The organism is Methylobacterium amylolyticum (assembly GCF_030700245.1).
In the GTDB taxonomy this organism is placed as follows: domain Bacteria; phylum Pseudomonadota; class Alphaproteobacteria; order Rhizobiales; family Beijerinckiaceae; genus Methylobacterium.
In genome coordinates, this window is the sequence record NZ_JAUYZI010000029.1 from 46,414 (window position 1) to 69,886 (window position 23,473).

Below are 23,473 nucleotides of genomic sequence, written 5' to 3' on the forward strand. Positions count from 1 at the left end.
GCCGACCCTCGTTCCGAGACTGCCGCACACCGATCCCCGGGCCGCCGCCCGTCACGGCCCCGCCGCGCCCTCCGCAGCCCCCGCGCCCTCCCCGAAGGCGTAGGAGAACCGGTCGCCCCGGTGCGTGACGCGCACCGTCTCCACGGTCTCGCCGGACAGCATCCTGTTCAGGAGTTCGCGGGACAGCTCCGGCAGGAGCGTGTTCGTGACGATGTTGTCGATCATCCGGCCGCCCGAATCCGGGTCGTCGCAGCGGGAGACGATGTGCGCGACCACCGCGTCGTCGTAGGCGAAGGCGGCGTCGTGGTTCTCGCGCACGCGCCGGCCGATCCGGTCGAGCTGGAGCCGCGCGATCCCCCCGAGCATCTCGGGCGAGAGCGGGAGGTAGGGGATCGTGACGATGCGCCCGAGCAGCGCGGGCGGGAAGACCTTGAGCAGGGCCGGCCGCAGGGCCTGCGCCAGCGCCTCGGCGTCCGAGCGGTAGCCGGGATCGGCGGCGCGTTGCATGATCAGCTCGGTGCCGACATTCGACGTCAGGATGATGAGCGTGTTCTTGAAGTCGATCCGGCGGCCGGTGCCGTCCTCCATGACGCCCTTGTCGAACACCTGGAAGAAGATCTCGTGGACGTCCGGGTGCGCCTTCTCGACCTCGTCGAGCAGGATGACGCTGTAGGGCCGCCTCCGGACCGCCTCGGTCAGGCGGCCGCCCTCGCCGTAGCCGACGTAGCCCGGCGGCGCGCCCTTCAGCGTCGAGACGGTGTGCGCCTCCTGGAACTCGCTCATGTTGATGGTGATCATGTTCTGCTCGCCCCCGTAGAGGGCTTCGGCCAGCGCCAGCGCCGTCTCGGTCTTGCCGACGCCCGAGGGGCCGCAGAGCATGAACACGCCGATCGGCTTGTTCGGGTTGTCGAGCTTGGCCTTGTTGGTCTCGATCCGCTTGGCGATCATTGACAGCCCGTGCGCCTGGCCGACCACGCGCCGGTTCAGGATCTCGGGCAGGCGCATCACCGTCTCGATCTCGTCCCGGACCATCCGCCCGACCGGGATGCCGGTCCAGTCCGAGACGACGGAGGCCACCGCCTGCGCGTCGACATGGGCGTAGATCATGCGCGCGGCGGGCTCGATCGCCGCGAGCGCCGCGGCCTTCTCCCGCAGCGCGGCGCCGCGCGCGTCCGGGTCCGCCGGCCCGTCCGGCACGGGGGGCTCGTCGCCGGACGCGGTCGTCTCAGCCTCGACGCCCGGCCCGGCCTCGACGCCCGGCCCGACATCGACGCCTTGCACGTCCCGGCGGCCCCCGTCCGCGGCCTCGGCGCGCAGCGCCCGGATCTCCCCGACGAGCGCCGTCTCGGCCTGCCACGCCGCTTCGAGACGCCCGAGCCCGTCCCGGAGGTCCGCGAGCTCGGCGTCGATCTCCGCGATCTGCCGGGACTCGTCGGAGCCGAGATCGGCGTCGGCGCGCAGGCTCTCCCGCGCGCTCTCCCGGGCCCGGATCGTCGCGCGCGCGTCCTGGATCGCGGCGGGCACGGCGGTCTGACTGATCGCGACGCGCGCGCAGGCGGTGTCGAGCAGGCTCACGGCCTTGTCGGGGAGCTGGCGGGCCGGGATGTAGCGGTGCGACAGGTTCACTGCCGCCACGACCGCCGCGTTGGCGATGCGCACCCCGTGGTGCCGCTCCATCGGCGCGAGCAGGCCGCGCAGCATGTCGCAGGCCTGCACCACGCCGGGCTCGCCGACCTGGATCGGCTGGAAGCGGCGGGTGAGCGCCGGATCCTTCTCGAAATACTGGCGGTACTCGGCCCAGGTGGTGGCCGCGATGGTCTTGAGCGTGCCGCGGGCCAGCGCCGGCTTGAGGAGGTTGGCCGCGTCCCCGGTGCCGGCGGGGCCGCCCGCGCCGATCAGCGTGTGGGCCTCGTCGATGAACAGGATGATCGGCACCGGCGAGGACTGCACCTCGTCGATGACCGAGCGCAGGCGCTGCTCGAACTCGCCCTTCATCGACGCGCCGGCCTGCATCAGCCCGACGTCCAGCGCGTGCAGGCGCACGCCCTTCAGCGCCGGCGGCACGGCACCGTCCGCGAGCGCCTGCGCGAAGCCCTCGACCACGGCGGTCTTGCCGACGCCGGCCTCGCCGGTGAGGATCGGGTTGTTCTGCCGCCGCCGCATCAGCACGTCGACGAGCTGGCGGATCTCGTCGTCGCGGCCGCGCACCGGGTCTATCTCGCCGGCCTCGGCCCTGGCCGTGAGATCCTGCGAGAACCGGTCGAGGGCGGTGCGGCCCCGCGCCTCGGCCGCGCCCGGGCTGCCGGCGGCGATCGGCCCGGCGCCGTCCATCGGCCGCAGGTTCTCCTCGTCGGACTTGGCCCAGACCGTCCGGTACTCGCCCATCAGCGTGTCGACCGGGATCCGGCCGAACTCGGGCGACAGGGCGAGCAGGGCGCGCCGCAGGCCGTTCGACTTGAGCGCGCCGACGAGCAGGTGGCCGGAGCGGATCTGCGTCTCGCCGAACAGGAGCGTCGCGTAGTGCCAGCCGCGGTCGAGCAGGTCGACGATCGTGTTCGAGATGCCGGGCATCTCGGTCTCGCCGCGCTTCAGGGCCTCGACCGCCCCCGCGAGGTCGGCCGACAGGCGCCCCCGGTCGAGCTTGTACCGGTCGGCGGTCAGGGCGAGATCGCCGGATTGCTGCGCGTGCAGGCAGGCGAGCCAGTGGGCGAGCTCGACGTTGCGGTTCCCGGCGCCCCGCGCTTGGCGGAGCGCCTGGATGAAGGCGTCGTAGCCGACGCGGTTGAGCTTGCCGGTGACGGTCTCGAGGCTGATCTCGCTCACGCCGCGCGCCCCTCTCGATAATCGGTCCGCCGCACCCGCTCCGCCGGCTGGAAGCGCGCGTCGCGCCGGTAGGCGTCGCTCGCGGAATCGCCGCCGCGGTCGATCCAGGCCGTGTAGCCGAGCCGGCCGCTGCGCCCGAGGCAGACCGGCGCGAGGCAGGGGACCGGCAGCGCCAGCTCGACCTCCCAGTCGAACTCGTCGCCCAGGTAGAAGAACACGAGGTCGGCCAGCGGCAGGCAGTCCGCGCCGCCGGGCAGCAGCCGCAGATACGCGTCGAGGTCGGCGGCGTAGATGCGCAGCCGGATCCGATCCTCGACCGAGAACACGCTCCGGCCGAGCAGCACGCCCTGCCCGAGCCCGGCATGGCTCCGCCCGAGATGCGAGCGGTCGTCCGGATCGAGTTCGAGGAAGGTGCCGACGAACTCCTCGACCTCGACCGCGACGCCGAGCAGGCCCGCCACGGCGTTGCGCAGGCGCGAGCCCGCGCGCGCGGCCGGGGCCAGCAGGCCGGCGAAGGCGATCTTGCCGGAATCGGGCACCGCGTCGAGATCGCGGAACACCGGCGATCCGAGGCCGGCCGCGGCGCCGACATAGGTCTCGAAGCGGTCGCGCGCCGGGTGCTCGTGCTGGGCGATCGGCCGCGCCTCGGCCCAGGCCCGGTAGAACAGTTGCAGGAAGCGGTTGTTGACGATGTCGAGGAAGCGCGGCAGCGCCTCGTCGCGCTCCAGCAGCCAGCCGTAGGCCTCGTCGGTGGTGGCGAGCGGCAGCGGCCCCTGCGGCCCGAGCAGGCCGAGGAACCGCGCGACGAGGCGCAGCCGCCCGGCCTCGTCGACCTGCGCCGCCTCGACGGTGGAGGCCGGAAATTCGAGGAACGGATCCTGGCCGAGGGTCACCGCGTCCTCGCGGCGGGCGGCGCTGTCGCCGATCCGCGGCCGGTCGGGATGGCTCCGCTCGATCCAGCGCAGCGTCGCCAGCAGGTCGTGCGCCCAGGGTTCGCGCTGGAGGGCGTCGAGGTCGGTCACAGCAGCCTCCGCCCGCCGACGCGCGGCGGCCAGCGCACGATCTCGCCGCGCTCGACCGTGCGGATCACGGTCTGGGTGAAGTGGTTGAGCGAGGCGTACTCGGCGAAGAAGCGCTCCAGGATCGCCCCGAGGAGGAAGATGCCGGTCCCCTCGAAGGCCTTGTCGTCGAGGGTGACCGTCACCTCGGTGCCCCGGGCGGTGCCGGTGCCGATGCGCTGGCGCAAGCGCCGCACGACCGGCCTGCTGTCGATGCTGCGCACCCCGCGGATGCGCCGCTCGGCGGCGCTGTCGGACAGGTCGGCGAACAGCATCAGCACCTCGCGCAGCGCCTCCGCCCCGCGCCCGGCGCCGCGGGCGACGAGGCCGAGCGGGTTGAGGCTCAGCACGTTGATCAGGCGCCAGGAGATGGCGCCGGTGTACAGGGTGCCCGAGCGGCTGCGCAGGTGGGCGACGACCGGCTCGCGCGGGCGCGTCGGGCCGACGAGGCAGGTCACGTCGAGGGCGACGTCGTCGGCGAACCGGAAGTCGGCCCCCGATTCGCCGACCGGGAGCAGCTCCGGCAGGTGGCGGTTCGAGCACAGCGCCCGCACGCTCAGCTCGGCGATGGCGCCGTCGGCCGCGCCCGCGGGCTCGATCAGCGACAGGAACAGGTCGGTGCCGGTGTAGTCGGACGCCGTGCCGTAGCGCCGCTCCCGGCTGGTGCGGCGGCGGGGCATGCGCCGCACGGTGTAGTAAAGCCCGGCGTCGTGGGCGTCGCCGGAGGGGGCGTAGAGCGGGCGGACCGGGACCTTGCCGTCCACGCCGGAGCGGTGGGCGTAGACCTGCCGGACGCGGTGGGGCTCGAAGTCGAGGTGGTGGGTCCGGTCGGCCACGAGGTGGTACTCGTGGCGGCTCGCCTCCACGGGCACCCGGTCGAGCCGCATCTCGAACAGGTTCACCGCCGGCACCGCGTAGAGCGCGAAGGCGTCCGGCCGCACGGCGGCGCCCAGTTGCGGGCTCGCCGCGTCGAAGGTGAACAGGATGTCGAGGTTGCGCGTGCGGACCTGCGGCAGCCATGCGGCGAGCCCGGTCAGCCGGAAGCCGAGGAACTTGCGCGGGAACATGAAGTACTCGCGCAGGAGGTCGAACCCGTCGAACAGGCGCTCGTCCTTGGGGATCAGCGCCTCGTTCGGCCCGAACCCGACGGGCTCGATGCACCCGCGCCCGAGCGGCACCACCACCGGATCGCCGTAGGCGTCGAGGTAGCGCAGGTAGAGCCCGATGCAGTCGGCGAACACCTGCTCGTAGATCGCCACCGCGTCCGCTTCCGGCCCGACGAGATGGACCGGGAGCGCGTCGAGGGCGCAACCCGAGAACCACGTCTCCGGATCCTGCGCAGCCGCGGCCTCGGTCGGCTCGGCCGCCCGGTCCGCGGCCTTGCGGTGGGTCAGGCTCAGGCGCATCCCCGTGACCACGTCGCGCTCGTCCACCCCCAGCGCGCAGAGCGGGGCGGCGTGGGAGAAGTACTCCGCGGCGGCGATCTCGAAGGGCCACAGCCGCAGGTCCTGCGTGGTGGTGAAGCGGCAGGCGATCTGCCGGTCGCGCTCCCGGTAGGTCGCGTCGAGCCGGCTGCCGGCCGCGATGCGCGGGCCGTCCCTCAGGGCCGCGTCGCCGAAGGCCGGCGCGACGCGGGCGAGCAGGGCCGACGGGGTCGGCGCGAGGTAGTTCGGGACGAGCTGTTCGAGCAGGTTCTGGGTGAACTCGGGGAACTCGTGCTTGAGCTTGAGCTGCACGCGGGCCGCGAGGAAGGCGGCTCCCTCCAGCAGGCCGGCGATCATCGGGTCGGTCTGGCCCTCGATCAGCCCGCCGAGGCGCTCGGCGATGCCGGGAAACTCGTCGGCGAACTCGCGCGCGTGCTCGCGCAGGTAGCCCAGCTCGCGGTTGTAGAGGTCGAGGAATTCCCGGTTCACCGGGGCAGATCCCGGGTGGTGTGACCGATGGTGTGATTCCCGGCGGTCACGGCTGGCCGATCCGGATCCGGCCGGTGTCGCGTTCGAGGTCGGCCACGAACTCGACGGGGACGTTGAGCGGGTCGGCCTCGATCTCGGCGCGGACGACGAAGCGCAGCTTGAGTTCCGCCGCGTCGACGCTGGCGTCGCGGTGGACCGCGATCGAGGGCGGGAACAGGCGCGGCTCGAAGGTTTGCAGGGCGGCCTTGATCTCGGCCGCGATCGCGCCGACGCCGATCTCGTCGATCGTCATCCGCCCGATATTGACGAAGCCGTGGTTCAGGACCGAGCGCCGCGCGTGCGGCAGGCCCGCGAGGTCAGTGTCGGCGGCGAAGTGGATCGTGTTCATCAGCCGCTCGACGTCGCCGGCCACGCTGCGCTGAAGCTCGCTCGCGCTCATCGCCGCGCGCGCCGTCGCCCGGCGCCCGGCCACGACGCGCTCGCCGTCCGCGTCGCGCACGTCGAGGCGCGCGCGCGCGTCCCGGGCGCGATGGGCCGCGCGGAACGCTTCCATGAGCGGGATGCGGACGCGCTTCGCGTCGGTCCTCGAAGCCATGCCTCGCTCCTCGAGCGCGCGCCGCCGACGTGGATGCCGGCCCGGCGGGCGCGGGCCGGCGGCGGCGCCGCCGGGCGTTGCCGGTCCCGGACGCGCCGTCAGCCGGCGGCGTTCTTGGCGATGTGCCACTTGTGCTCGACTTCGGCGCCCTTCGAGCCCTTCTCGGTCTGCATGGCGTACTTCACGTGGAAGGTGCCGAAGTTCAGCGTCACGTTCTCCGTCAGCCGGTCCTCGCTGCCGGACCCGCCGAGCGAGACGTGCGTGACGATGATGTCCTGGAGATCGATCGTCAGGTACTCCAGCGGCTTCTCGCCCGCCTTGCGGACGATGAGCGTGCCCTTGGAGATGTGCTTGCCGTTGCAGCAGTGCTGGAACAGCGTCGCGCTCGACTTGTCGATGTACTTCGTGATGCTGAGGTCCTGGACGCTGACCTTGCCGGAGCCCGAGCCGGATCCGCCATGCGTCGTCCCGGACTGGGAGGCGCCCCAGGACCAGGCCAGGACGTCGATCTCGTCCTTGTACTTGTGATCCTGCGCCTCGCCCTTGATGCCTTCGAGCTTCAGGAAGATGTCGACCGCCATGATGATGCCCCCTTCGCTTGGACCGCCTGATCGGTGGCGCGCGCCCGGCCTCGGGGCATCCGCGAGGATGCGGCCCCGATACGCGGCGGAGCCCCGCGCGCAGTGGAATACGCGTCCGAAGTGCTTCGACCTCTACTGCTTGGGCGCCGGCAGGCGTGAGACCAAGCTCATGCCGATATCCATGCCTTCGAGCTGATAGTGGGGCCGGAGGTAGAACTTGGCCGAGTAGTAGCCCGGGTTCTCCTCGTTCTCGAAGATATCGACGCGCGCGGCGGCCAGGGGCTTGCGCGCCTTGGTCTGCTCACTGGAGTTGATCGGGTCGCCGTCGACGTATTCGTTGATCCACTCCTGCAACCAGCGCGTGAGCTGATCCTTCTCCTTGGTGGTGCCGATCTTGTCGCGCACCATGCATTTCAGGTAGTGGGCGAACCGCGACACCGCGAACATGTACGGCAGGCGGGACGACAGGTTGTCGGAGGCGGTCGCCGCGACGCCGTCCGGCCCGTAGAACTGCCGCGGCTTGTAGACGGACTGCGCGCCGATGAAGGCGGCCTTGTCCGTGTTCTTCCGGTGGATCAGCGGGATCAGGCCGGACTTGGCCAGCTCCGCCTCGCGCCGGTCGCTGATCGCGATCTCGGTCGGGCACTTGAGATCGATCCCGCCGTCGTCGGTCGGGAACGCGTGGCTCGGGAGGTTGATCACCTCGCCGCCGGACTCGACGCCCCGGATGCGCACCGTCCAGCCGCACTCCTTGTAGGCGCGGTTGATGTTGACCGCCATCGCGTAGGCCGCGTTCATCCAGGCGTACTTCCCGCCCTTGTGGCCGTCCGTCTCCTCCTCGAAGGCGAAGTCCTCGACGGGCTCCGTCTTGGCGCCGTAGGGGACGCGCGCCAGCACCCGGGGCATGCACAGACCGACGTAGCGGGCGTCCGGCGACTCGCGCAGGCCCTTCCACTGCACGTAGTCGGGCGTGTCGAAGATCTTGGCGAGGTCGCGCGGGTTGGCCAGTTCGGTGAACGCGTCCATGCCGAGCAGCGTCGGGTCGGCCGCGGCGAAGAACGGCGCGTGCGCCGCGTTGGCGGTCTTGCCGATCTCGCGCAGCAACTGCACGTCCTGGGACAGGTGGCTGAAGTAGTAGTCGGCGATCAGGCAGCCGAACGGCTCGCCGCCGAGCTGCCCGAACTCCGCCTCGTAGACCTTCTTGAAGAACGGGCTCTGGTCCCAGCGCGCGCCCGGGAACAGCCGCAGGTTCTTGTGCAGCTCCTGCTTCGAGATGTTCATCACCCGGATCTTCAGGGTGGTGTCCGTCTCGGAGTTCATCACGAGGTAGTTCAGGCCGCGCCACGCGCTCTCGATCTGCTGGAATTCCGGCGCGTGGATGATCTCGTTGACCTGGGCGGTCAGCTTGCGGTCGATCCGGGCGATCATCTCCTCGATCGTGTCGAGGACGTCGTCCTGGATCAGGGTCGCGTCGGCGAGCGCCTCGCGCACGAGGGTGCCGACCGCGTTCTCGACCTCGGTCGCCGCGCGCTCGGTGCGCGGCTTGAAGCTCTGCTTGAGCAGGGCGGCGAACTCGTTCGCCTCGCTCGTCCCCGTGGCGGCGGACGGCGGGGCGGCGGACGGCGGGGCGGTGATCTCGGCGGACTCGGCAGCCATGGGTCGCAAGCTCTCGATCAGGGGGCGTCGGGGCCGCGGCGCGGCGGCCGGCTCGGCGTTCGGCTCAGGACGGCTCGGATCCGGCGGTCTCCGGCGCCGCGAGGCGCTCCTTCAGCGCCTCCATCAGCGCCGGGTCCTTCAGCAGCGCCTTGATCTGGTCGCTGGCGGCGACCTTGCCGTCCATGTAGCGCAGCAGGTTGGCGAGCTGCTCGCGCGCTTCGAGCAGCTTGGCGAGCGAGGGCACCTGGCGGGCGACCGCGGCGGGCCCGAAATCGTCCATCTTCTTGAAATGGAGCTCGACCGACATCTTGGCGTCGCTGTCCGACAGGCGGTCCGTCACGTTGAAGCGCACGGCGGGATCGACCGCGGCCATGCGCTGCTCGAAGTTGTCCATGTCGACGTCGAGGAACTTGCGCTCGGCGGTGTCGGGCTTCTCCACCGTCGACGCGTTGCCCGACAGGTCCGACAGCACGCCCATGATGAACGGCAGCTCGACCTTCCGCTCCGCGTCGTAGGGGTCGTCGTAGGTGATGTGCACCCGCGGCGGTCGGTTGCGCTTGATGAACTTGTGGCTCGCCTCGGTCATCGCGCGAAACCTTTCCGGGCCGGTGTTCGATGCGCGGCGCTCGGACCGTCCAGCTCTGAAGACGGTTCGAATTCTGTACTGACCGCTGCTTCGCGGCCGCGCCTACCAAAAGCAGTCCAGCAGATTTTCACGCGCCCCGCAAGTAGGACCCGGCCGCGCGACCGCGGCCCGGGCGGCGGCCTGTCATCCGGCCTCGGGCTCGGGCATCACGTCCCGCAGGATCGCCAGGAAATCGCGGTCCGCCATCGCGGCCGCCTTGTCGAGGAGGAGCGGGATCGGGCTCGACGGCTCGTGAGTCCGAAAAAAGCCGCCGATCTCGCGCAGCAGGGCGACGGCCTCGGCGCGGGTGGCGGCTCGGAACCGGCGGGCCGGCGGCGCCTCGGGCGCCGCTTCCCCCTCGGCCGTATCCGCATCACTTGTATCCCCCTCGACCCCGTCCCCCTCGGCGGGGTCGTCCCAGGCCGCCTCCGGGGTGTCCTCGACCGCGTCGGGCACGGCGGCGAGCTGCTCGAAGGTGAGGCGCAGGCTGCGATTGGCGCCCATCACCACCGCCGCCTCCCCGGCTTGGTCCGGCATGAGGATGCGCATCACCTCGATGAACGATTTGCCGAGGAGCATCTGGGCCTGCCGCACGAGGACCTCGGCCGGGCTCGAAGGCTCGTTGCCGCGCAGGTAGAGCGCGACGGCCGAGAGCGCGGCGGCGGCCTCGGCGGCGGTGGCGATCGCACCCCCGGGCGCGCGGGCGGCCGCGGGTGATTCGCCGGGCTGCGCCGTCTCCGGCCCGACCGCCTCCGGGCCGGCCTCCGCGTCCCGGTCGGCCAGCAGCTCCCGGATGCGGGCGGCGAGGCTCTCCAGGCGCTCGAGCCGGATCGCCCCCGCCTGTCCCCCCCGCTGGGCGGTCAGGGCGCCGATGCGGGCGGCCTCGTCGACGATCCGCCCCGCCGCCTCCGCCACGGCGCGCACCTCCTCGGCGGGCGCCTCGGCGCGGGCCTGGAGGATCATGCCGCGGTCGGGGGCCGGCTCGTCCTCGCGGCCCGGCACCTCCCGGTCGGCGATCATCACGCTGCGGAAGGTGATCGGGCCGTAGCGGCGGCTCTGGAACAGGGCGACGTGCTGCAACGGCAGGATCACGGTCGGCACGTCGTCGAGGGATTGCAGGACCGCGCCGCGCAGCTCGTAATCCGCCCCGTCGCCCCGGGGATGGACCGCCTCCCACCGCGCCTCCAGCAGGCCGGCCACCGCCGCGAGCACGGCGGCGAAGCCGGGCAGGTCGCGGTCGAGCATCGCCAGCCGCCCGAGCAGGGTCAGGACGCGCAGGTCCCGGGACCGGTCGAGCAGGCCGAGCAGCGTGCCGGTCTCGCGCTTGACGTCGATGCCGCCGCGGTCGAACGGCACCTGCCGCCCTTCCGCGTCGCGGGTGAAGAAGGCGGCCGGCATCAGGCTCTCGACCTGCGAGACGCCGTTGAGGAAATCGAGGTCGCCGGCCTCGTCGAGGTCCGGCCCGCAGGGGGCCTCCGGCGAGAGCGGCGCGACGATGCGGGCCGGGTCGAGGGCGAGCGCCATGCGGGCGCCGGGACCCCTACTCGGCCTGAAGGCGGGTCTCGACGCGCCGGTTCTCGGGCGACAGCGGGTCGCTCACCAGGGGCTTCTGCTTGCCGTAGCCCTTGGCGTCGAGGCGGGCGAGGTCGACGCCGTGATCCGTCAGGTAGCGCACGACCGAGCCGGCGCGGCGCATCGACAGGTCGAGGTTGAACGCGTCGCTGCCGGTGCCGTCGGTGTGGCCCTCGACCACGAACCGGCTGCTCGCCAGGCGCGGGTCCTTCAGGGCGCGGACCAGCTCGTCGAGGTTGGCCCGGGCGTCGGGCACGAGGTTGGCGGAGTTGTAGTCGAAATTGACCCGCAGGTTGAAACCGTCGCGCGTCTTGGCCGCCGCCGGCTCCGGGATCTGCTTGGCGCAGTCGCTCTCGGTGCCGATGCACAGGGCCCGGGCCGAGCCCAGATCCGCCTGGGGCGAGAAGTGATTCACCACGTCCGAGGCCTTGTAGGCGGGGCCGGCGAGAACGCCGCCGGTCGACGCGACGAGGACCGCAAGTGCCAAAGGATGCCGGATCGAGATGCTCATGGCGCGTCTCATGGGTGTGGAATGGACTTGGTCCAAACCGTTTGCGGACCATTCGGGACATACTATAACGGCGGCGTCTCCGGAAGGTGGCAGGGAACGGATTGTGAGCTTCGGCGCCTCCAGCACACCCGCGCAGACCGGGCGCGTCGCCGAACTGACGACGGCCGCCGGCCGCGACACGTTCGTGCTGCATCACTTCGAGGCGGAGGAGGCGCTCAGCAGTCTCTTCACGTACCGCATCGACGCCCTGTCCGAGGATCAGAACTTCAACTTCGACCGGTTGCTCGGGAAGAACGCCTGCGTCCGGTTCAAGTCTTACGAAGGCGTGGAGCGCTACTTCAACGGCGTGCTGGTCGACGCGCAGTGGACCGGCGTCCAGCAGGCCCTGAACGCCTACCGCCTGACCCTGCGGCCGTGGTTCTGGCTGCTCGGGCGGCGCGCGAACTGCCGCATCTTCAAGGACAAGACCGTCATCGACATCGTCGAGGACGTCTTCAAGGACGCCGGATTCCAGGATTACGAGGTCAAGGCCAGCCGCGGCGACTTCGACAAGATCGAGTACTGCGTCCAGTACCGGGAGAGCGACCTCAGCTTCGTCAGCCGCCTGATGGAAGAGTGGGGCATCTACACCTTCCACGAGCACAGCGAGAGCAAGCACCAATTGATCCTGGCCGATTCGCGCTCGTGCCACCGGCCGGTCCGCGCCGGGGGCGGGACGATCCCGTTCATCCCGGTGGCCGACCTCGACCGGCGCGAGCGCGAGCACGTCTCGACCTGGCGCGCCGACCGGACCTTCCGCACCGGCCGGTTCGCCACCAACGACTTCGACTACATGAAGCCGACCGCCAACCTGAAGGCGGACGCGCAGGCGGCCGAGCGGTACGAGAAGGCCTCGCTCGAAGCCTACGACTATCCCGGCCGCCACACCGAGCGCGATCTCGGCAAGAAGCGCGCGAAGGTGCGCCTCGAAGCGGAGCAGGCCGCCGACCACCGCCGCAGCGCCGCGGGCGACGCGGCGAGCCTCTATCCCGGCGGCCTCGTGACCATCCGGCAGCACCCGGCCGACGACGGGCAGTACCTCGTGGTCTCGGCCCGCCACGTGATCGCCAGCGAGACCTACCGCAGCGGTCCCGGCGCCGAGCCGGGCGAGCTCTACGCGGGCACCTACACCCTCCAGCCCGTGGACCGGCCGTTCCGCGCCCCGCTGGAGACGCCGCGGCCGCGCGTCTACGGCCCGCAGACGGCGATCGTCACCACCCGCAAGGGCAAGGAGAGCGAGGAGATCGACGTCGACGAGGAGGGCCGCGTCTTCGTGCAGTTCCACTGGAACAGGGACAAGGACCGCATCTCGCGGCCGGTGCGGGTGGCGCAGATGTGGTCGGGCAAGTCCTGGGGCTTCCAGGTGATTCCCCGCGTCGGGCAGGAGGTCGTCGTCCAGTTCCTGGAAGGCGATCCCGACCAGCCGCTCATCGTCGGCACCGTCTACAACAAGGACTACCCCTACCCGTACAAGCTGCCGGACGAGAAGACCGTCTCAGGGATGAAGTCCGATTCGACGAAGGGGCATGGCGGCTTCAATCAGCTCACCTTCGACGACAAGAAGTCCTCCGAGAAGATCAACCTGCGGGCCGAGAAGGATCTCGAATCGCTGGTGCGCAACACCGAGACCCGCGAGATCGGCGTCGCGTTCGGCACGCCGTCAGGCGAGCCCTCGCGCGCCACGACCCTGAAGAACGGCGACGACAGCCTCAAGGTCGACCGCGGCAACTGGGACGTGGACATCGCCCAGGAGATCCACATCAAGGCGGGCACGAAGATCGTGATCGAGGTCGGGGCGACCAAGATCACCATGGATCCGGCCACGATGACGATCGAGTCCGGCAAGATCTCGGTGCAGGGCACGGCGCTGATCGACGAGAAGGCGCCGCTCATCAAGCTCAACTGCGCCTGACGCCGCATGGCCGGCTCCCGCTTCAGCACCGTCACGGACCTCTTCGCCGCGTTCCCGAGCGCCGAGCGCGACATCAGCGCCGCGCAGACCGACGAGGCGCCCCTGGCGTTCCTCGAGCGCGTGCGGCGCGGCCGCACCCCGGAGGATGCCGTCAGCCTGCTCGCCTACGCCCTCGGGCGGCGGGAGGGGGTGTGGTGGGCGATCCAGGCGGTGCGCCTCCTCGGCGGCGTGGCGCCGGGGCAGGAGGACGCGCCCCTCGCCGCCGCCGAGGCCTGGGTGCGCGAGCCGGACGACCTGCGGCGGCGGGATGCGCTGCGCCTCGGCATGGCCGGCGACCACCGCCTCGCGACGCCCTGGCTCGCCCTGGCGGCCGGCTGGTCCGGCGGCAATATCGGCCCGAGCGCCCACGCCGTCGTGCCGGCGACGCCCGAGATGACGCCGCGGGCGATCCGGACCGCGGTCCTGGTGGTGCTCGCCACCGTCAACGCCCGGGACCGCTCGACCAAGCTTCAGGCCTGCATCGACCTGGGGACGCCGCTGCTGCGGGGCGGCGGCACGCCATCCGCCTGAGCGCGACCCGATCGCGGGGACGAGCCGAAACCGGACCGTTCCAAGGCCAATTGCGGCTGACCGTCCGAATCGGCTATGGTGGCCGGATCGGCCCTGAGACGTCGGCGCATGCGCGCGGTTCTGATACTCCTGCTCGGCCTCGCTCTGTCCCTGGCCGCGGATCTGGCCTTCGCCGCGCCGGGCGGCCGGCGCGTGGCCTTCGTGATCGGCAACGCGCACTACGCCGGCTTCCCGGCCCTGAACAATCCGCGCAACGATGCCGAGGACGTCACCGAGGCCCTCAAGGGCGCGGGGTTCGAGGTGTTCGGCGGCGTCGACATCACCCGCGAGTCGTTCCGGGAGCACCTGCGCCAGTTCACCCGCGCCGCGCAGGGCGCGGAGGCGGCCGTGGCGTTCTACGCCGGCCACGGATTGCAGTACAAAGGCCGCAACTTCATCGTCCCGATCGACGCCAAGCTCCAGGACGAGGTCGACATCGAGTTCGAGGCGATCGCCGTCGACGACGTGCTGCGGGGCTTGAGCCGGGCGGACGGCGTGCGCGTCCTCATCCTGGACGCCTGCCGCGACCTGCCGCTCAAGGACAAGCGCGGCCGCGCCGCCGTGTTCGACACCGGCCTCGCCAAGATCAGCGGTCGCGGCCTCGTGGTCGCCTACGCGACGCAGGCCAACGCGCTGGCCTACGACGGGACCGGGCGCAACAGCGTGTTCACGCGGGCCTTCCTCCAGACGCTGCGGGAGCCGGGGCTCGACCTGCCCCAGTTCTTCCAGAAGGTCAGCATCGCGGTCGACCAGTCGAGCGGCGGCCGTCAGACGCCGGAGATCTCCCTGTCGTATCCGGGCCAGTTCATCTTCAACGCCCGGGCGACCGACCGGGACGCGTGGCAGAAGCTGCGCGACAGCAACGACCCGGTGGCTTTGCGCGAGTTCCTCCAGAAGTACCCGGTCAGTGATTTCGCCGACGCGGCCAACAGCCGGCTCGCCCTGATCGAGGAGATGCGGCGGGCCGACCAGCGCGAGGCGGAGTTGCAGGCGGCGCGGCGGGCGGAGTCGGAGCGCCGCCAGCGCGAGGAGGAGAGCCGGCGGATGGCCCTCGCCGAGGAGGAGCGCCGTCGCGCCGAGGCCGCCCGCCTCGCCGAAGCGGCGCGCCTCGCCGAGGCCGCCCGGCTCGCCGAGGAGAGCCGCAAGGCCGAACTGGCGCTCCAGGCGCGCCTCGCCGAGGATCGCCGGGCGGCCGCCAGCCGCCTCGCCGAGGAGCAGCGGCGAACCGAGGCCGCCCGCCTTGCCGAGGCCGCCCGCGTCGCCGAAGCCGGCCGCCTCGCTGACGAGGCGCGCCGGGCCGAGGAGGCCCGCCAAGCCCGTCTCGCCGACGACCGTCGCCGGGCCGAGGCCGCGCGCCTCGCCGAGGAGACCCGCGCCGCCGAGGAGGCGCGGATGGCGGAGGCCCTGCGCCGGGCCCGCCTCGCCGAGGAACGGCAGAGGGCCGAGGCGGCCCGTCTCGCCGAGGAGATGCGGCGGGTCGAGGAAGTCCGCGAGGCGCGGCTCGCCGCCGAGCGCCGGACCGAGGAAGCCCGCCAAGCGCGCCTCGCCGAGGACGCGCGGCGGACGGAGGAGGCGCGCCAAGCCCGCCTCGACGACGACCGCCGCAGGGCCGAGGCGGCCCGGGTGGCCGAGGACGCGCGGCGGACCCAGGAGCAGCGGATCGCGGCGCTCGCTCCGCCCGCGCGCCCCGCGGATGGGCGGGTCGGCGATGCTGCGGCCAGGGCGTCCCAGTCCGCCGCGGGCCCCGCGCGGCCGGATGCGGAGGGCAAGCCTGCCGTCGCCGTGCTGCTCGACCCGCCGTCGCAGCCCGGTGCCGTGTCCGGGGGGGCGGTGTCCGGCGGTCTGGAGGTCGAGGTCCCGAATCCGACCTACGCGCATCTCGGCACCGGCCAGCAGGCCGAGCCGGCCGGCCGCCTGAGGCTGGAGGGCGAGGCGCTGGTGCGCACGATCCACGAGCGCCTGAGCGTCGTCGGCTGCTACACCAAGCGCCCCGATGCCGCCTGGAGCCAGGAATCGGTCGATGCGCTGAGGCGGTTCTACCACTTCTCGCAAGCCGAGGAGCGCGCGACCATGGGCGCGCAGCGCTCCCTCAAGATCGCCGCGACCCAGCCGGGTCCGGGCGTGCTCGACGATCTGAACCGCTTCGACCGGCAGATCTGTCCCCTCGTCTGCCCCGAGGGCGCGGAGCCGCGCGGCGGCGTCTGCGTGACGGTCACCTGCCCCACCGGCTACCGGCTGAAGCACGGCGCCTGCGCGCCGCTGCCGGGCGCCGAGCGGCCGGGCAAGGCCGAGCGCGAGAGCGCCTCGCCCAAGGAGCAGGTCAAGGGGCACGCCAAGGGATCCAAGACGGCCAAGCGGCGTGAGCCGGAGGTCGAGGCTCCGAGCCGCGCGGCCCCGGCGCCCTCCCGCCGGACCCGGGAGGCCAAGGCGCCCCCGCCGCCCGTCCGGGAGCGGCCGGTCGCGAGGCCGACGGTCAAGGTCGTCGACCCGGTGCGCCTGCGTCCGCGGGTGGCGCCCCTGGCCCGCTCGGCCCCGCTCCAGCCCGCCCGGCCCACCGCCTCGGCCAGTCCGGATTTCGGCCCGGCGCATATCGGCGCCGTCCGCGCCATGACGCGCATGCCATGACCATGACGCGCATGCCCTGAGTCGCGGGCGATCGGGGCTCCCGTCCATCGCCGGGTCCGAAGGTCCCGGCCTGGTCAGTCGGCGGAGCGGGCAATCCGGATGCGGGCCGACGCATACAGGTTCGGCGCGATCGCGCTGGGACGAGTCGGGTCGTTCGACCACCTTCCGCAACGCGTGAATGGACTTCCATCGCGCGCGCAGCGTTGTTCGATGCGCACGCGCCCGTGTTCCGGCGGGCGTTGCAGCCTTCCCAGCAGGCGGTACTGCATAGGAATGTATTCGATTTTCCGGGAAGGGCGCGAGCGCTGTTGCGGCGGCGCCACGTGCCCGGGCCTTATTGCTCAGGACGGATTTTTAAGTTTTCGATAACCGTGGCCGTGGTCTACGAGTCCAAGTGGCTTTTTAAGGACCGTACGACGATGATCCAGCCTCGCAGCGACGGTCGGTCGAGCGTCGGCCAGCGCGCGCTCCGCGCAGCCCTGCTGCTCGGCGTCTCGTTCGCCGGAACCGCAATCCTCGTCACCGGAGCCCGGGCCCAGTCGCGCGACGTGGCGATCGACAGCGCCGCTGTCGATCCGAACCCGGACCCAACGCAGCCGGGCTATTTTGGGCAGGCCCCGGGCGCGGTGACGATCGCCAACGCGCGACCGCTCGGCAACGCCTTCGGCATCCTCGGCGCCTCGGGGACCGGGACGACGATCACCAACAGCGGCCCGATCCAGAACGCCACGATCGGGATCGGCGGCCAGAGCGCGGCGGGCCTCGTCGCGATCACCAACAGCGGCCCGATCCAGTTCGGCCTCGCGGGAATCGGCGCCCTGTCCGGCGGGCCGGTGGCGATCACCAACCTCGGCACGCTCACGCAGTTCGGCGCCACGCCGGCCGCGGTCGCGGCCAACGCCTCGGCCGCGAACTTCAACGCCCAGCTCAACGGGGCCGTCGCCCTGGTGGCGCGCGGCCTGAACGCCGCACCAGTCCTCACCGGCGTCGGCATCGCCGCGCTGTCGCAGAACGGCGGGCTGACCATCGTCAACGGCGCCGTCGCCGCCGGTGCCGCCGTCCCCTCGACCGTCACGCTGACCGCCACCGCCGCCGGGACCAACGCGACGACCGGAACGATCGGCGGGCCGACGATCGCCACCACCGCCAACGGCATCGGCATCGCGGCGGCCTCGCAGGGCGCCGGCGCGGCCCTCAGCATCCAGAACTCCGGCACGATCCAGTCGGGGCTCGCGGGCATCGCGGCCTTCAACACGGCGGCCGGGGGAACCATCGCGATCGCCAACAGCGGGGTCGTGGTCTCGACCGCGGGGCCCGCCGTCTCGGCCGTCGCCGCCGGCGGCATCATCGGCATCGCCAACCGCGGCGTCCTGCTCGGCGCCAGCGGCATCGTCGCGACCGGCGCGCCCGGCGCCGCGATCACCATCGACAATGCCGGCCAGATCGTCGCCGGTCCGGGCGCGGCGATCGACACCCGGACGAACGGCAGCGCCGTCGCGTCGTTCGTGACGAACGCGGGCATCGTCTACGGTCAGATCGCCCTCGGCGACGGGTCGGCCTTCACCAACGCGGCGACCGGCCAGGTCTTCCTGACGCCGAACCGGGCCGGCGCCGCCGCGTTCGTGGGGGGCAGCGCGGCGGCCGGCACCGTCAGCACCGTCACGAACTTCGGAACGGTGTCGCTGGCCGGCGCCATCAGCAGCGTCGGGGGGGCCGCCGGCGCTGGCGCCGCCACGGTCTCGACCCTGAGCATCGTGGCCCCGGCGGCGGGCGCCGGCGTGCCGGGCGTCAGCCCGCTGGCGCCGAGCCCGCTGCCGATCAGCGCGACGCTCGACCGCGTCAACTTCATCAACGCCGGCGTCATCAACCTCGGCACCGGCTCGGCCGCCAACCAACTGACGATCAACGGCAACTACACCGGCGTCAACGGCCAGCTCTTCCTCCAGGCCTCGACCCAGGCCGGCACCGCCGATCGCCTGGTCATCACCGGCAACGCGGCCGGCAGCACGGGCATCACCGTCAGCAACCTGACGCCGAACGCCATGTTCTCGACCGGTCCGGTCCTCGTCCAGGTGAACGGTACGCTGGCGGCCAACGCCTTCACGCTGACCGGCCTGCGCAACTTCGGCACGATGGAGGGCACGCTGGTCAACGGCACGGCCGTGGACGGCGCCAAGACGATCAGCCTCGGCGCCGTGCCGAACGCGGTCGCCGCCTCGGCGCCGACCGCCGTCATCGCGACCCGCACCATCGCGACGCAGGGCGGAACCGCCGTGCTCGACCGCGTGACCCAGGTCCGCGACAGCCAGCAGCGTCAGGCCACCGGGCAGTCCACGGGGCTGCCGTCGCAGGCGATGCAGTACACCGCCCTCGTCAGCAAGGACCCGATCGCCCAGAACATCGTGCCGGCCACCTCCCCGGTCGACACCTCGGTCCGCTTCGCGACCTGGGCCCGGGCCACCGGCGACCTGGAGCGGCGCACGGGGTACGCGACCACCGTGTTCAACGGCGCGGGCTTCGCGCGCGATCTCGGCTACACCCAGCAGACCGGCGCGCTGGTCGGCGGCGGCGACGCGGTGATCAGCGGCCTGACCTCCGCCAACGACGGCCTCATCCTCGGCGTGATGGGCGGCTACTCGATCGCCACCGTGACCCTCAACCGGCAGGCCGGGCGCCAGGACTACGACGGCGGCTCGGTCGGCGCCTACGGGACCTATCTCAACGGCCCGTTCTTCCTCGACGCGCTGTTCAAGGTCGACCTGCTCGGCCTCGACATCGTGGCGCCGGGCCTGCGGCAGCGGACGGGCCTCCAGAACTACCTGTTCACGTCCAACGTCGGGTACCGTATCCCGGTGGGCGGCGGCCTCTACGTCGAGCCGACGGCGGGCATCGAGTACATCAACACCGACTTCAACCGGCAGGCCGCGCTCACCCCGACCACGGTGCCCCTGCGCGACGGCGACGCGGTGCGCGGCCGGATCGGGGCGCGCACCGGCACGGAGATCCTGATCGGCGACATCCGCATCGAGCCGAGCGTGACAGGCTACCTCTACTCCGTGCTCTACGAGAGCCGGCTGAGCGGCGCCTTCAACGGCATCACGAGCGTCACCGGCCTGCGCGACGAGGGCAAAGTCCGCGGCGAGGTCCAGACCGCGGTCAATGTCTTCAACCTGAAGACCGGCCTGTCCGGCTTCGTCCGGGCCGACTACAGGATCGGCAGCGACCTGATCGCCGGCGGCGGCCGGGTCGGCATCCGCTACCAGTGGTGATCGGGCCGCCCGGAGAGGTCGGGACCGGCCCGGCCTCCCGGCGCCGGGCTCCTCAGGGGCTGCGGGTCAGCCGGCGGATGCCCTCGATGTCGTAGCGCGTGAACGGACCGCCCGCGCCCCCGCGCCATCCCCGCGGCCGGCCGTGCCCCTGGGCCGCGACGAGGTCCGGATCGACGGCGATGAAGGAGGGGGCGCAGAACGCGCAGTCGGCGGCCTGGACCAGGATCGGTTCATGGGCACCGGCGGAGGAGGCGCCCAGCAGCGCGGCGGCTCCGATCAGTGTCAGTGTGATGGGCTTCATGGCCGTCACGACCTCCAGGTTCTCGATGAGACGTATGCCGATCCAAGCGCCGTGATCGCTGGACAGTTCCACGGATCGGCCAGGATCTCCGGCCGATCGGCCATGGCGGCAGCGTCTGGACAGTCGAGAGACGCGGACCTCCGCGCGCTGTGCTGTTCAGAACGGCCTCGCGTGACGGCAGACCCGCAGCGGCGGCGATCAAGATCGATCCGGGCACCCGGTTCGATCGCGTCTCGTTCCCGATCGACGTGCGTGCGCAGACGTCGCGGCGATGGCGCGGATCCGCGACCCGTCTTCACGGCCTGTTCCGCCCTCACGTCGCGTTGGCCATACCAAAAAAAGCCGCTATGCATGGTCCCCGGGACGGTCGGGGTCGCGCGCGGGGCGGCGCGGGCGCCCGGCCTGCGCACGGGCGACCGGACGCGGTCGGTCTCCGGCTGGGAGAGCGGACGGCGATGTCGTGGAAGAGCAAGGTGGTCTGGTCCGAGGGTTTGTTCCTGCGGCCCCACCATCTCCAGCAGAACGACCGCTACGTCGAAGGCCTGATCGACAGCCGCACCCGGCACATCACCCCCTACCCCTGGGGCTTCTCGAGCCTGGAGATCGACCGCGATCTCGCGCAGCAGAGCAAGTTCGCGGTCCGCCGCGCCACCGGCATCATGCCGGACGGCACCCCCTTCGACATCCCGGCGGAATCGCCGCTGCCCGCGCCGATCGTGGTCCCCGAGGGCGCGGGGGGGCAGTGGCTCTGGCTGTCGCTGCCGATCGGCGCGCCGAACGCCCGGGAGGTCGAGGCGGCCGAGGCCGAGAGCGCGAGCCGCTTCGTGCCGGCCCGCGCGCGGCTGATCGACACCACCTCGGTGCTGCGGGTGGAGGAGGAGATCGACCTCGCCCAGCCCCGCCTCGCCTACGAGCTGCGCAAGACGCCCAAGACAGGCTACGCCAGCCTCGCGATCGGCCGCGTCGTCGAGGTGCGCGACCGCGCCATCGTGTTCGACGACACCTTCGCGCCCCCGATCCTGACCTGCTCCAGCCATCCCGTGGTCCAGGGCTGGATCGAGTCGGTGATCGGCTGGATCGAGACCAAGCTCGAGGAACTCGCCCGCTACGCCGCCGACCCCACCGCCGGCGGCGGCCTCCAGAGCGGCGACTACTTCATCCTGCAACTCCTGAACCGCCACATCCCGGTGTTGCAGCACCTCGCCCGCTCGCGCTTCGTCCATCCCGAGCGGTTGTACGAGGAACTGCTGCGCGTGGCCGGCGAACTCGCGACGTTCACCACCGCGCAGCGGCGCGCGCAGACCTACCCGGCCTACGACCACGACGACCTCAAGGCGACGTTCACGCCGCTGCTGCGCGACATCCAGGCGTTCCTCTCCGCCCAGCTCGGCCGCCGGGCGATCCGCCTGGAGATCATCGAGCGCGCCCAGAACGCCTTCGTCTCGATGATCCGCGACCGCAACCTGTTCCGGAACGCGCGGCTGGTGCTCGAAGTCTCGGCGCAGCGCCCGCTCACCGAGATCCAGTCGCAGTTCCCCAACCTGTTCAAGGTCGGCCCGAACACCAAGATGAACGAGATCGTCCACGCCCACCTGCCCGGCGTGCCGCTCGTCCACCTGCCGACGCCCCCGCCGCAGATCCGGGCGCTGACCGACCACGTCTACTTCCTGCTCGACCGCACCTCGCCGCTCTGGCCGGAATTCTCGGTGGCGAGCTCGATCGGCATGCACTTCTCCGGCGACTGGCCGGAGCTGCGCCTCGAATTGTGGGCGGTGCTGGAGGGGCAATCGTGAGCGGACAGCCGTGAGCGCGCCCGCCGATCCCGCGCGCGGGGACGCCGCGCCCGCCGGCGCCCCGGGGGCCGGGGCCCGCATTCCGGCCGCGCCGGGCAGGAGGGGGCGATGAACGACCCGTTCGGCCGCCGCGACCGCACCATCATCCTGCCCGATCCCGGCGGCCGCCGCCTGCCGCCCGAGCCGCCGCGCTGGAGCGCGCCCCCCGCCGCGCCCCCTCCCCCACCGCTGTCATCGCATCCGTCATCGCCGCCGCCATCATCGCCGCCGCCGGCCGGGCAGGACGACTGGGCCGATTCCGACGTCTCGGCCCGCAACCGCGCCGCGGCCGCCGCCGCGGCGGTGCGGGCGGAGCGCCGGCAGGTGCTGGTGATGAAGCGCGACGTCGTCACCGCGCCGAACGCCAACCCGTTCCTGCGCGCGTCCGCACCGCTGCTGCTGCTGCTCGGGCGCCTGCGCGTCCAGCTCTCGACCGCCTCGTTCTCGAACCTGATGGAGCAGGTCGCCGCCAGCATCGAGGATTTCGAGAAGGACACCCGCGGCGCCGGCGTCTCCGCCGAGCAGATGCGCGCGGCCAAGTACATCGTCTGCGCCACCGCCGACGACATCGTGCAGAACATACCGACCGACGAGCGGCACGTCTGGACCCAGTACAGCATGCTGAGCCGCTTCTTCGGCGAGCGCATCGGCGGCGTGCGCTTCTTCGAGGAACTGGAGCGGGCGAAGATCGACCCGTCCGGCAACTATCACCTGCTGGAGCTGATCCACGCCTGCCTGGGCATCGGCTTCCAGGGCGTGCACCGCACCAGCGGCGGCGGGGCCGCGAGCCTGCAACAGATCCAGCGCAACCTCTACGAGCTCCTGCGGCGCACGCGGCCGGTCGAGCGGGAGGTCTCGCCGCGCTGGCAGGGCCAGTCGCTCCTGCCGGAGGCGCTCCGCTCCCAGGTCCCGCTCTGGGCGACGGCGGCCGTGGTGGCGGCCGCGCTGCTCGGCCTGTTCCTGCTCCTGCGCACGCTGCTCACCGGCAATGCCGAGGCGGTGGCCTCCGACCTCGTCGCCCTGCACCCGACGAGCGAGATCGGCATCCAGCGCCGGGTCTACGCGCCGCCCCCGCCCCCGCCGCCCCCGCCGCCCGCGAGCCAGGCCGGCCAGTTCCAGGAGGCCCTCAAGGCGGAGATCGCCAACAACGCGATCAGCGTGATCGAGAGCGGCAACCAGATCACGCTGCGGGTGGCCGCGGCGCTGTTCCCCCCGGCCGATGCCCGGGTGAAGCCGGCCTACACCCCGCTCATCCAGCGCCTCGCCGCCCTCGTCGAGAAGGGCGGCGGGCCGGTCAAGGTCGTGGGCCACACCGACGCGTTCCCGATCAAGACGGTGCTGTTCCCGTCGAACTTCGCCCTGTCCGAGGCGCGGGCGAAGGCGGTCGCGGCCGTGCTCAAGGCCGGCCTGTCGAAGCCGGAGCGGGTCGAGATCGAGGGCAAGGGCGCGGACGTGCCCATCGCCTCCAACAAGACGCCCGAGGGGCGCGCCCGCAACCGGCGCGTGGACATCGTCGTCCCGCGCGAGCGCTGAGGAGGATCGCGAGGATGCG

16 protein-coding genes are annotated in these 23,473 nt (G+C 72.1%); 6 read left to right on the forward strand and 10 right to left on the reverse strand.

The features are described 5' to 3' along the window. Window positions 1–51 precede the first annotated feature (51 nt). From tssH to Q8W71_RS20060, 9 genes are all read right to left on the reverse strand, one after another. A complete protein-coding gene (gene tssH / locus Q8W71_RS20020; RefSeq protein WP_305527166.1) occupies window positions 52–2,823 on the reverse strand; it encodes a type VI secretion system ATPase TssH in 2,772 nt (923 codons plus the stop codon). Further along, entirely contained in the window at window positions 2,820–3,845 is a 1,026-nt protein-coding gene (tssG, locus tag Q8W71_RS20025) for a type VI secretion system baseplate subunit TssG (RefSeq protein ID WP_305527167.1), read from the reverse strand. Before tssG ends, tssH begins: the two co-directional genes overlap by 4 nt. Continuing rightward, window positions 3,842–5,794: a type VI secretion system baseplate subunit TssF gene (gene tssF, locus Q8W71_RS20030; protein WP_305527168.1), complete on the reverse strand. Its 1,953-nt coding sequence runs from the start codon at window positions 5,792–5,794 to the stop codon at window positions 3,842–3,844. The genes tssG and tssF overlap by 4 nt, the downstream gene beginning before the upstream one ends. Before the next feature lie 46 nt (window positions 5,795–5,840). Continuing rightward, complete coding sequence (tssE, locus tag Q8W71_RS20035) at window positions 5,841–6,389, reverse strand: type VI secretion system baseplate subunit TssE (RefSeq protein WP_305527169.1); 549 nt, start codon at window positions 6,387–6,389, stop codon at window positions 5,841–5,843. A 98-nt stretch (window positions 6,390–6,487) separates the two neighbouring features. Next, window positions 6,488–6,970: an Hcp family type VI secretion system effector gene (locus Q8W71_RS20040; RefSeq protein WP_305527170.1), complete on the reverse strand. Its 483-nt coding sequence runs from the start codon at window positions 6,968–6,970 to the stop codon at window positions 6,488–6,490. Window positions 6,971–7,102: 132 nt separating this feature from the next. Then, window positions 7,103–8,626, reverse strand: coding sequence for a type VI secretion system contractile sheath large subunit (gene tssC / locus Q8W71_RS20045; protein ID WP_305527171.1), 1,524 nt, complete (start codon window positions 8,624–8,626; stop codon window positions 7,103–7,105). Window positions 8,627–8,690: 64 nt separating this feature from the next. Beyond that, window positions 8,691–9,212, reverse strand: coding sequence for a type VI secretion system contractile sheath small subunit (tssB, locus tag Q8W71_RS20050; protein WP_305527172.1), 522 nt, complete (start codon window positions 9,210–9,212; stop codon window positions 8,691–8,693). A 183-nt stretch (window positions 9,213–9,395) separates the two neighbouring features. Continuing rightward, window positions 9,396–10,775, reverse strand: coding sequence for a type VI secretion system protein TssA (locus Q8W71_RS20055; protein ID WP_305527173.1), 1,380 nt, complete (start codon window positions 10,773–10,775; stop codon window positions 9,396–9,398). 16 nt (window positions 10,776–10,791) lie between these two features. After that, a complete protein-coding gene (locus tag Q8W71_RS20060; protein WP_305527174.1) occupies window positions 10,792–11,334 on the reverse strand; it encodes an OmpA family protein in 543 nt (180 codons plus the stop codon). 103 nt (window positions 11,335–11,437) lie between these two features. On the opposite strand from Q8W71_RS20060, the gene Q8W71_RS20065 reads away from it, so the two are divergent. From Q8W71_RS20065 to Q8W71_RS20080, 4 genes are all read left to right on the forward strand, one after another. Continuing rightward, window positions 11,438–13,285 carry a type VI secretion system Vgr family protein gene (locus tag Q8W71_RS20065; protein ID WP_305527175.1) on the forward strand — a complete coding sequence of 616 codons (1,848 nt, stop codon included), beginning with the start codon at window positions 11,438–11,440 and terminating at the stop codon, window positions 13,283–13,285. A gap of 6 nt (window positions 13,286–13,291) precedes the next feature. After that, a complete protein-coding gene (locus Q8W71_RS20070) occupies window positions 13,292–13,855 on the forward strand; it encodes a DUF6931 family protein (RefSeq protein ID WP_305527176.1) in 564 nt (187 codons plus the stop codon). 108 nt (window positions 13,856–13,963) lie between these two features. Then, window positions 13,964–16,519 (forward strand): caspase family protein, encoded by a 2,556-nt coding sequence (locus Q8W71_RS20075; protein WP_305527177.1) that lies wholly within the window; start codon window positions 13,964–13,966, stop codon window positions 16,517–16,519. Between the two features lie 419 nt (window positions 16,520–16,938). After that, entirely contained in the window at window positions 16,939–19,788 is a 2,850-nt protein-coding gene (locus Q8W71_RS20080; RefSeq protein ID WP_305527178.1) for an autotransporter outer membrane beta-barrel domain-containing protein, read from the forward strand. 52 nt (window positions 19,789–19,840) lie between these two features. On the opposite strand, the gene Q8W71_RS20085 is transcribed toward Q8W71_RS20080, so the two are convergent. Beyond that, complete coding sequence (locus tag Q8W71_RS20085) at window positions 19,841–20,161, reverse strand: hypothetical protein (RefSeq protein ID WP_305527179.1); 321 nt, start codon at window positions 20,159–20,161, stop codon at window positions 19,841–19,843. A 383-nt stretch (window positions 20,162–20,544) separates the two neighbouring features. Here Q8W71_RS20085 and tssK point away from each other — a divergent pair, with 383 nt between their 5' ends. Together tssK and tssL are read left to right on the forward strand one after the other, a co-directional pair. Next, window positions 20,545–21,882, forward strand: coding sequence for a type VI secretion system baseplate subunit TssK (gene tssK / locus Q8W71_RS20090; RefSeq protein WP_305527180.1), 1,338 nt, complete (start codon window positions 20,545–20,547; stop codon window positions 21,880–21,882). A gap of 108 nt (window positions 21,883–21,990) precedes the next feature. Next, window positions 21,991–23,454: a type VI secretion system protein TssL, long form gene (tssL, locus tag Q8W71_RS20095; RefSeq protein WP_305527181.1), complete on the forward strand. Its 1,464-nt coding sequence runs from the start codon at window positions 21,991–21,993 to the stop codon at window positions 23,452–23,454. Window positions 23,455–23,473 lie beyond the last annotated feature (19 nt).

What these genes read in the sequence shown, in the direction of transcription:
- Q8W71_RS20080 (WP_305527178.1), top strand. Translation starts at nt 16,939, where the DNA reads ATGATCCAGCCTCGCAGCGACGGTCGGTCGAGCGTCGGCCAGCGCGCG.
- tssC (WP_305527171.1), bottom strand. Translation starts at nt 8,626, where the DNA reads ATGGCTGCCGAGTCCGCCGAGATCACCGCCCCGCCGTCCGCCGCCCCG.
- Q8W71_RS20075 (WP_305527177.1), top strand. Translation starts at nt 13,964, where the DNA reads ATGCGCGCGGTTCTGATACTCCTGCTCGGCCTCGCTCTGTCCCTGGCC.
- Q8W71_RS20070 (WP_305527176.1), top strand. Translation starts at nt 13,292, where the DNA reads ATGGCCGGCTCCCGCTTCAGCACCGTCACGGACCTCTTCGCCGCGTTC.
- Q8W71_RS20040 (WP_305527170.1), bottom strand. Translation starts at nt 6,970, where the DNA reads ATGGCGGTCGACATCTTCCTGAAGCTCGAAGGCATCAAGGGCGAGGCG.
- tssK (WP_305527180.1), top strand. Translation starts at nt 20,545, where the DNA reads ATGTCGTGGAAGAGCAAGGTGGTCTGGTCCGAGGGTTTGTTCCTGCGG.
- tssE (WP_305527169.1), bottom strand. Translation starts at nt 6,389, where the DNA reads ATGGCTTCGAGGACCGACGCGAAGCGCGTCCGCATCCCGCTCATGGAA.
- tssL (WP_305527181.1), top strand. Translation starts at nt 21,991, where the DNA reads ATGAACGACCCGTTCGGCCGCCGCGACCGCACCATCATCCTGCCCGAT.
- tssB (WP_305527172.1), bottom strand. Translation starts at nt 9,212, where the DNA reads ATGACCGAGGCGAGCCACAAGTTCATCAAGCGCAACCGACCGCCGCGG.
- Q8W71_RS20055 (WP_305527173.1), bottom strand. Translation starts at nt 10,775, where the DNA reads ATGGCGCTCGCCCTCGACCCGGCCCGCATCGTCGCGCCGCTCTCGCCG.
- Q8W71_RS20060 (WP_305527174.1), bottom strand. Translation starts at nt 11,334, where the DNA reads ATGAGCATCTCGATCCGGCATCCTTTGGCACTTGCGGTCCTCGTCGCG.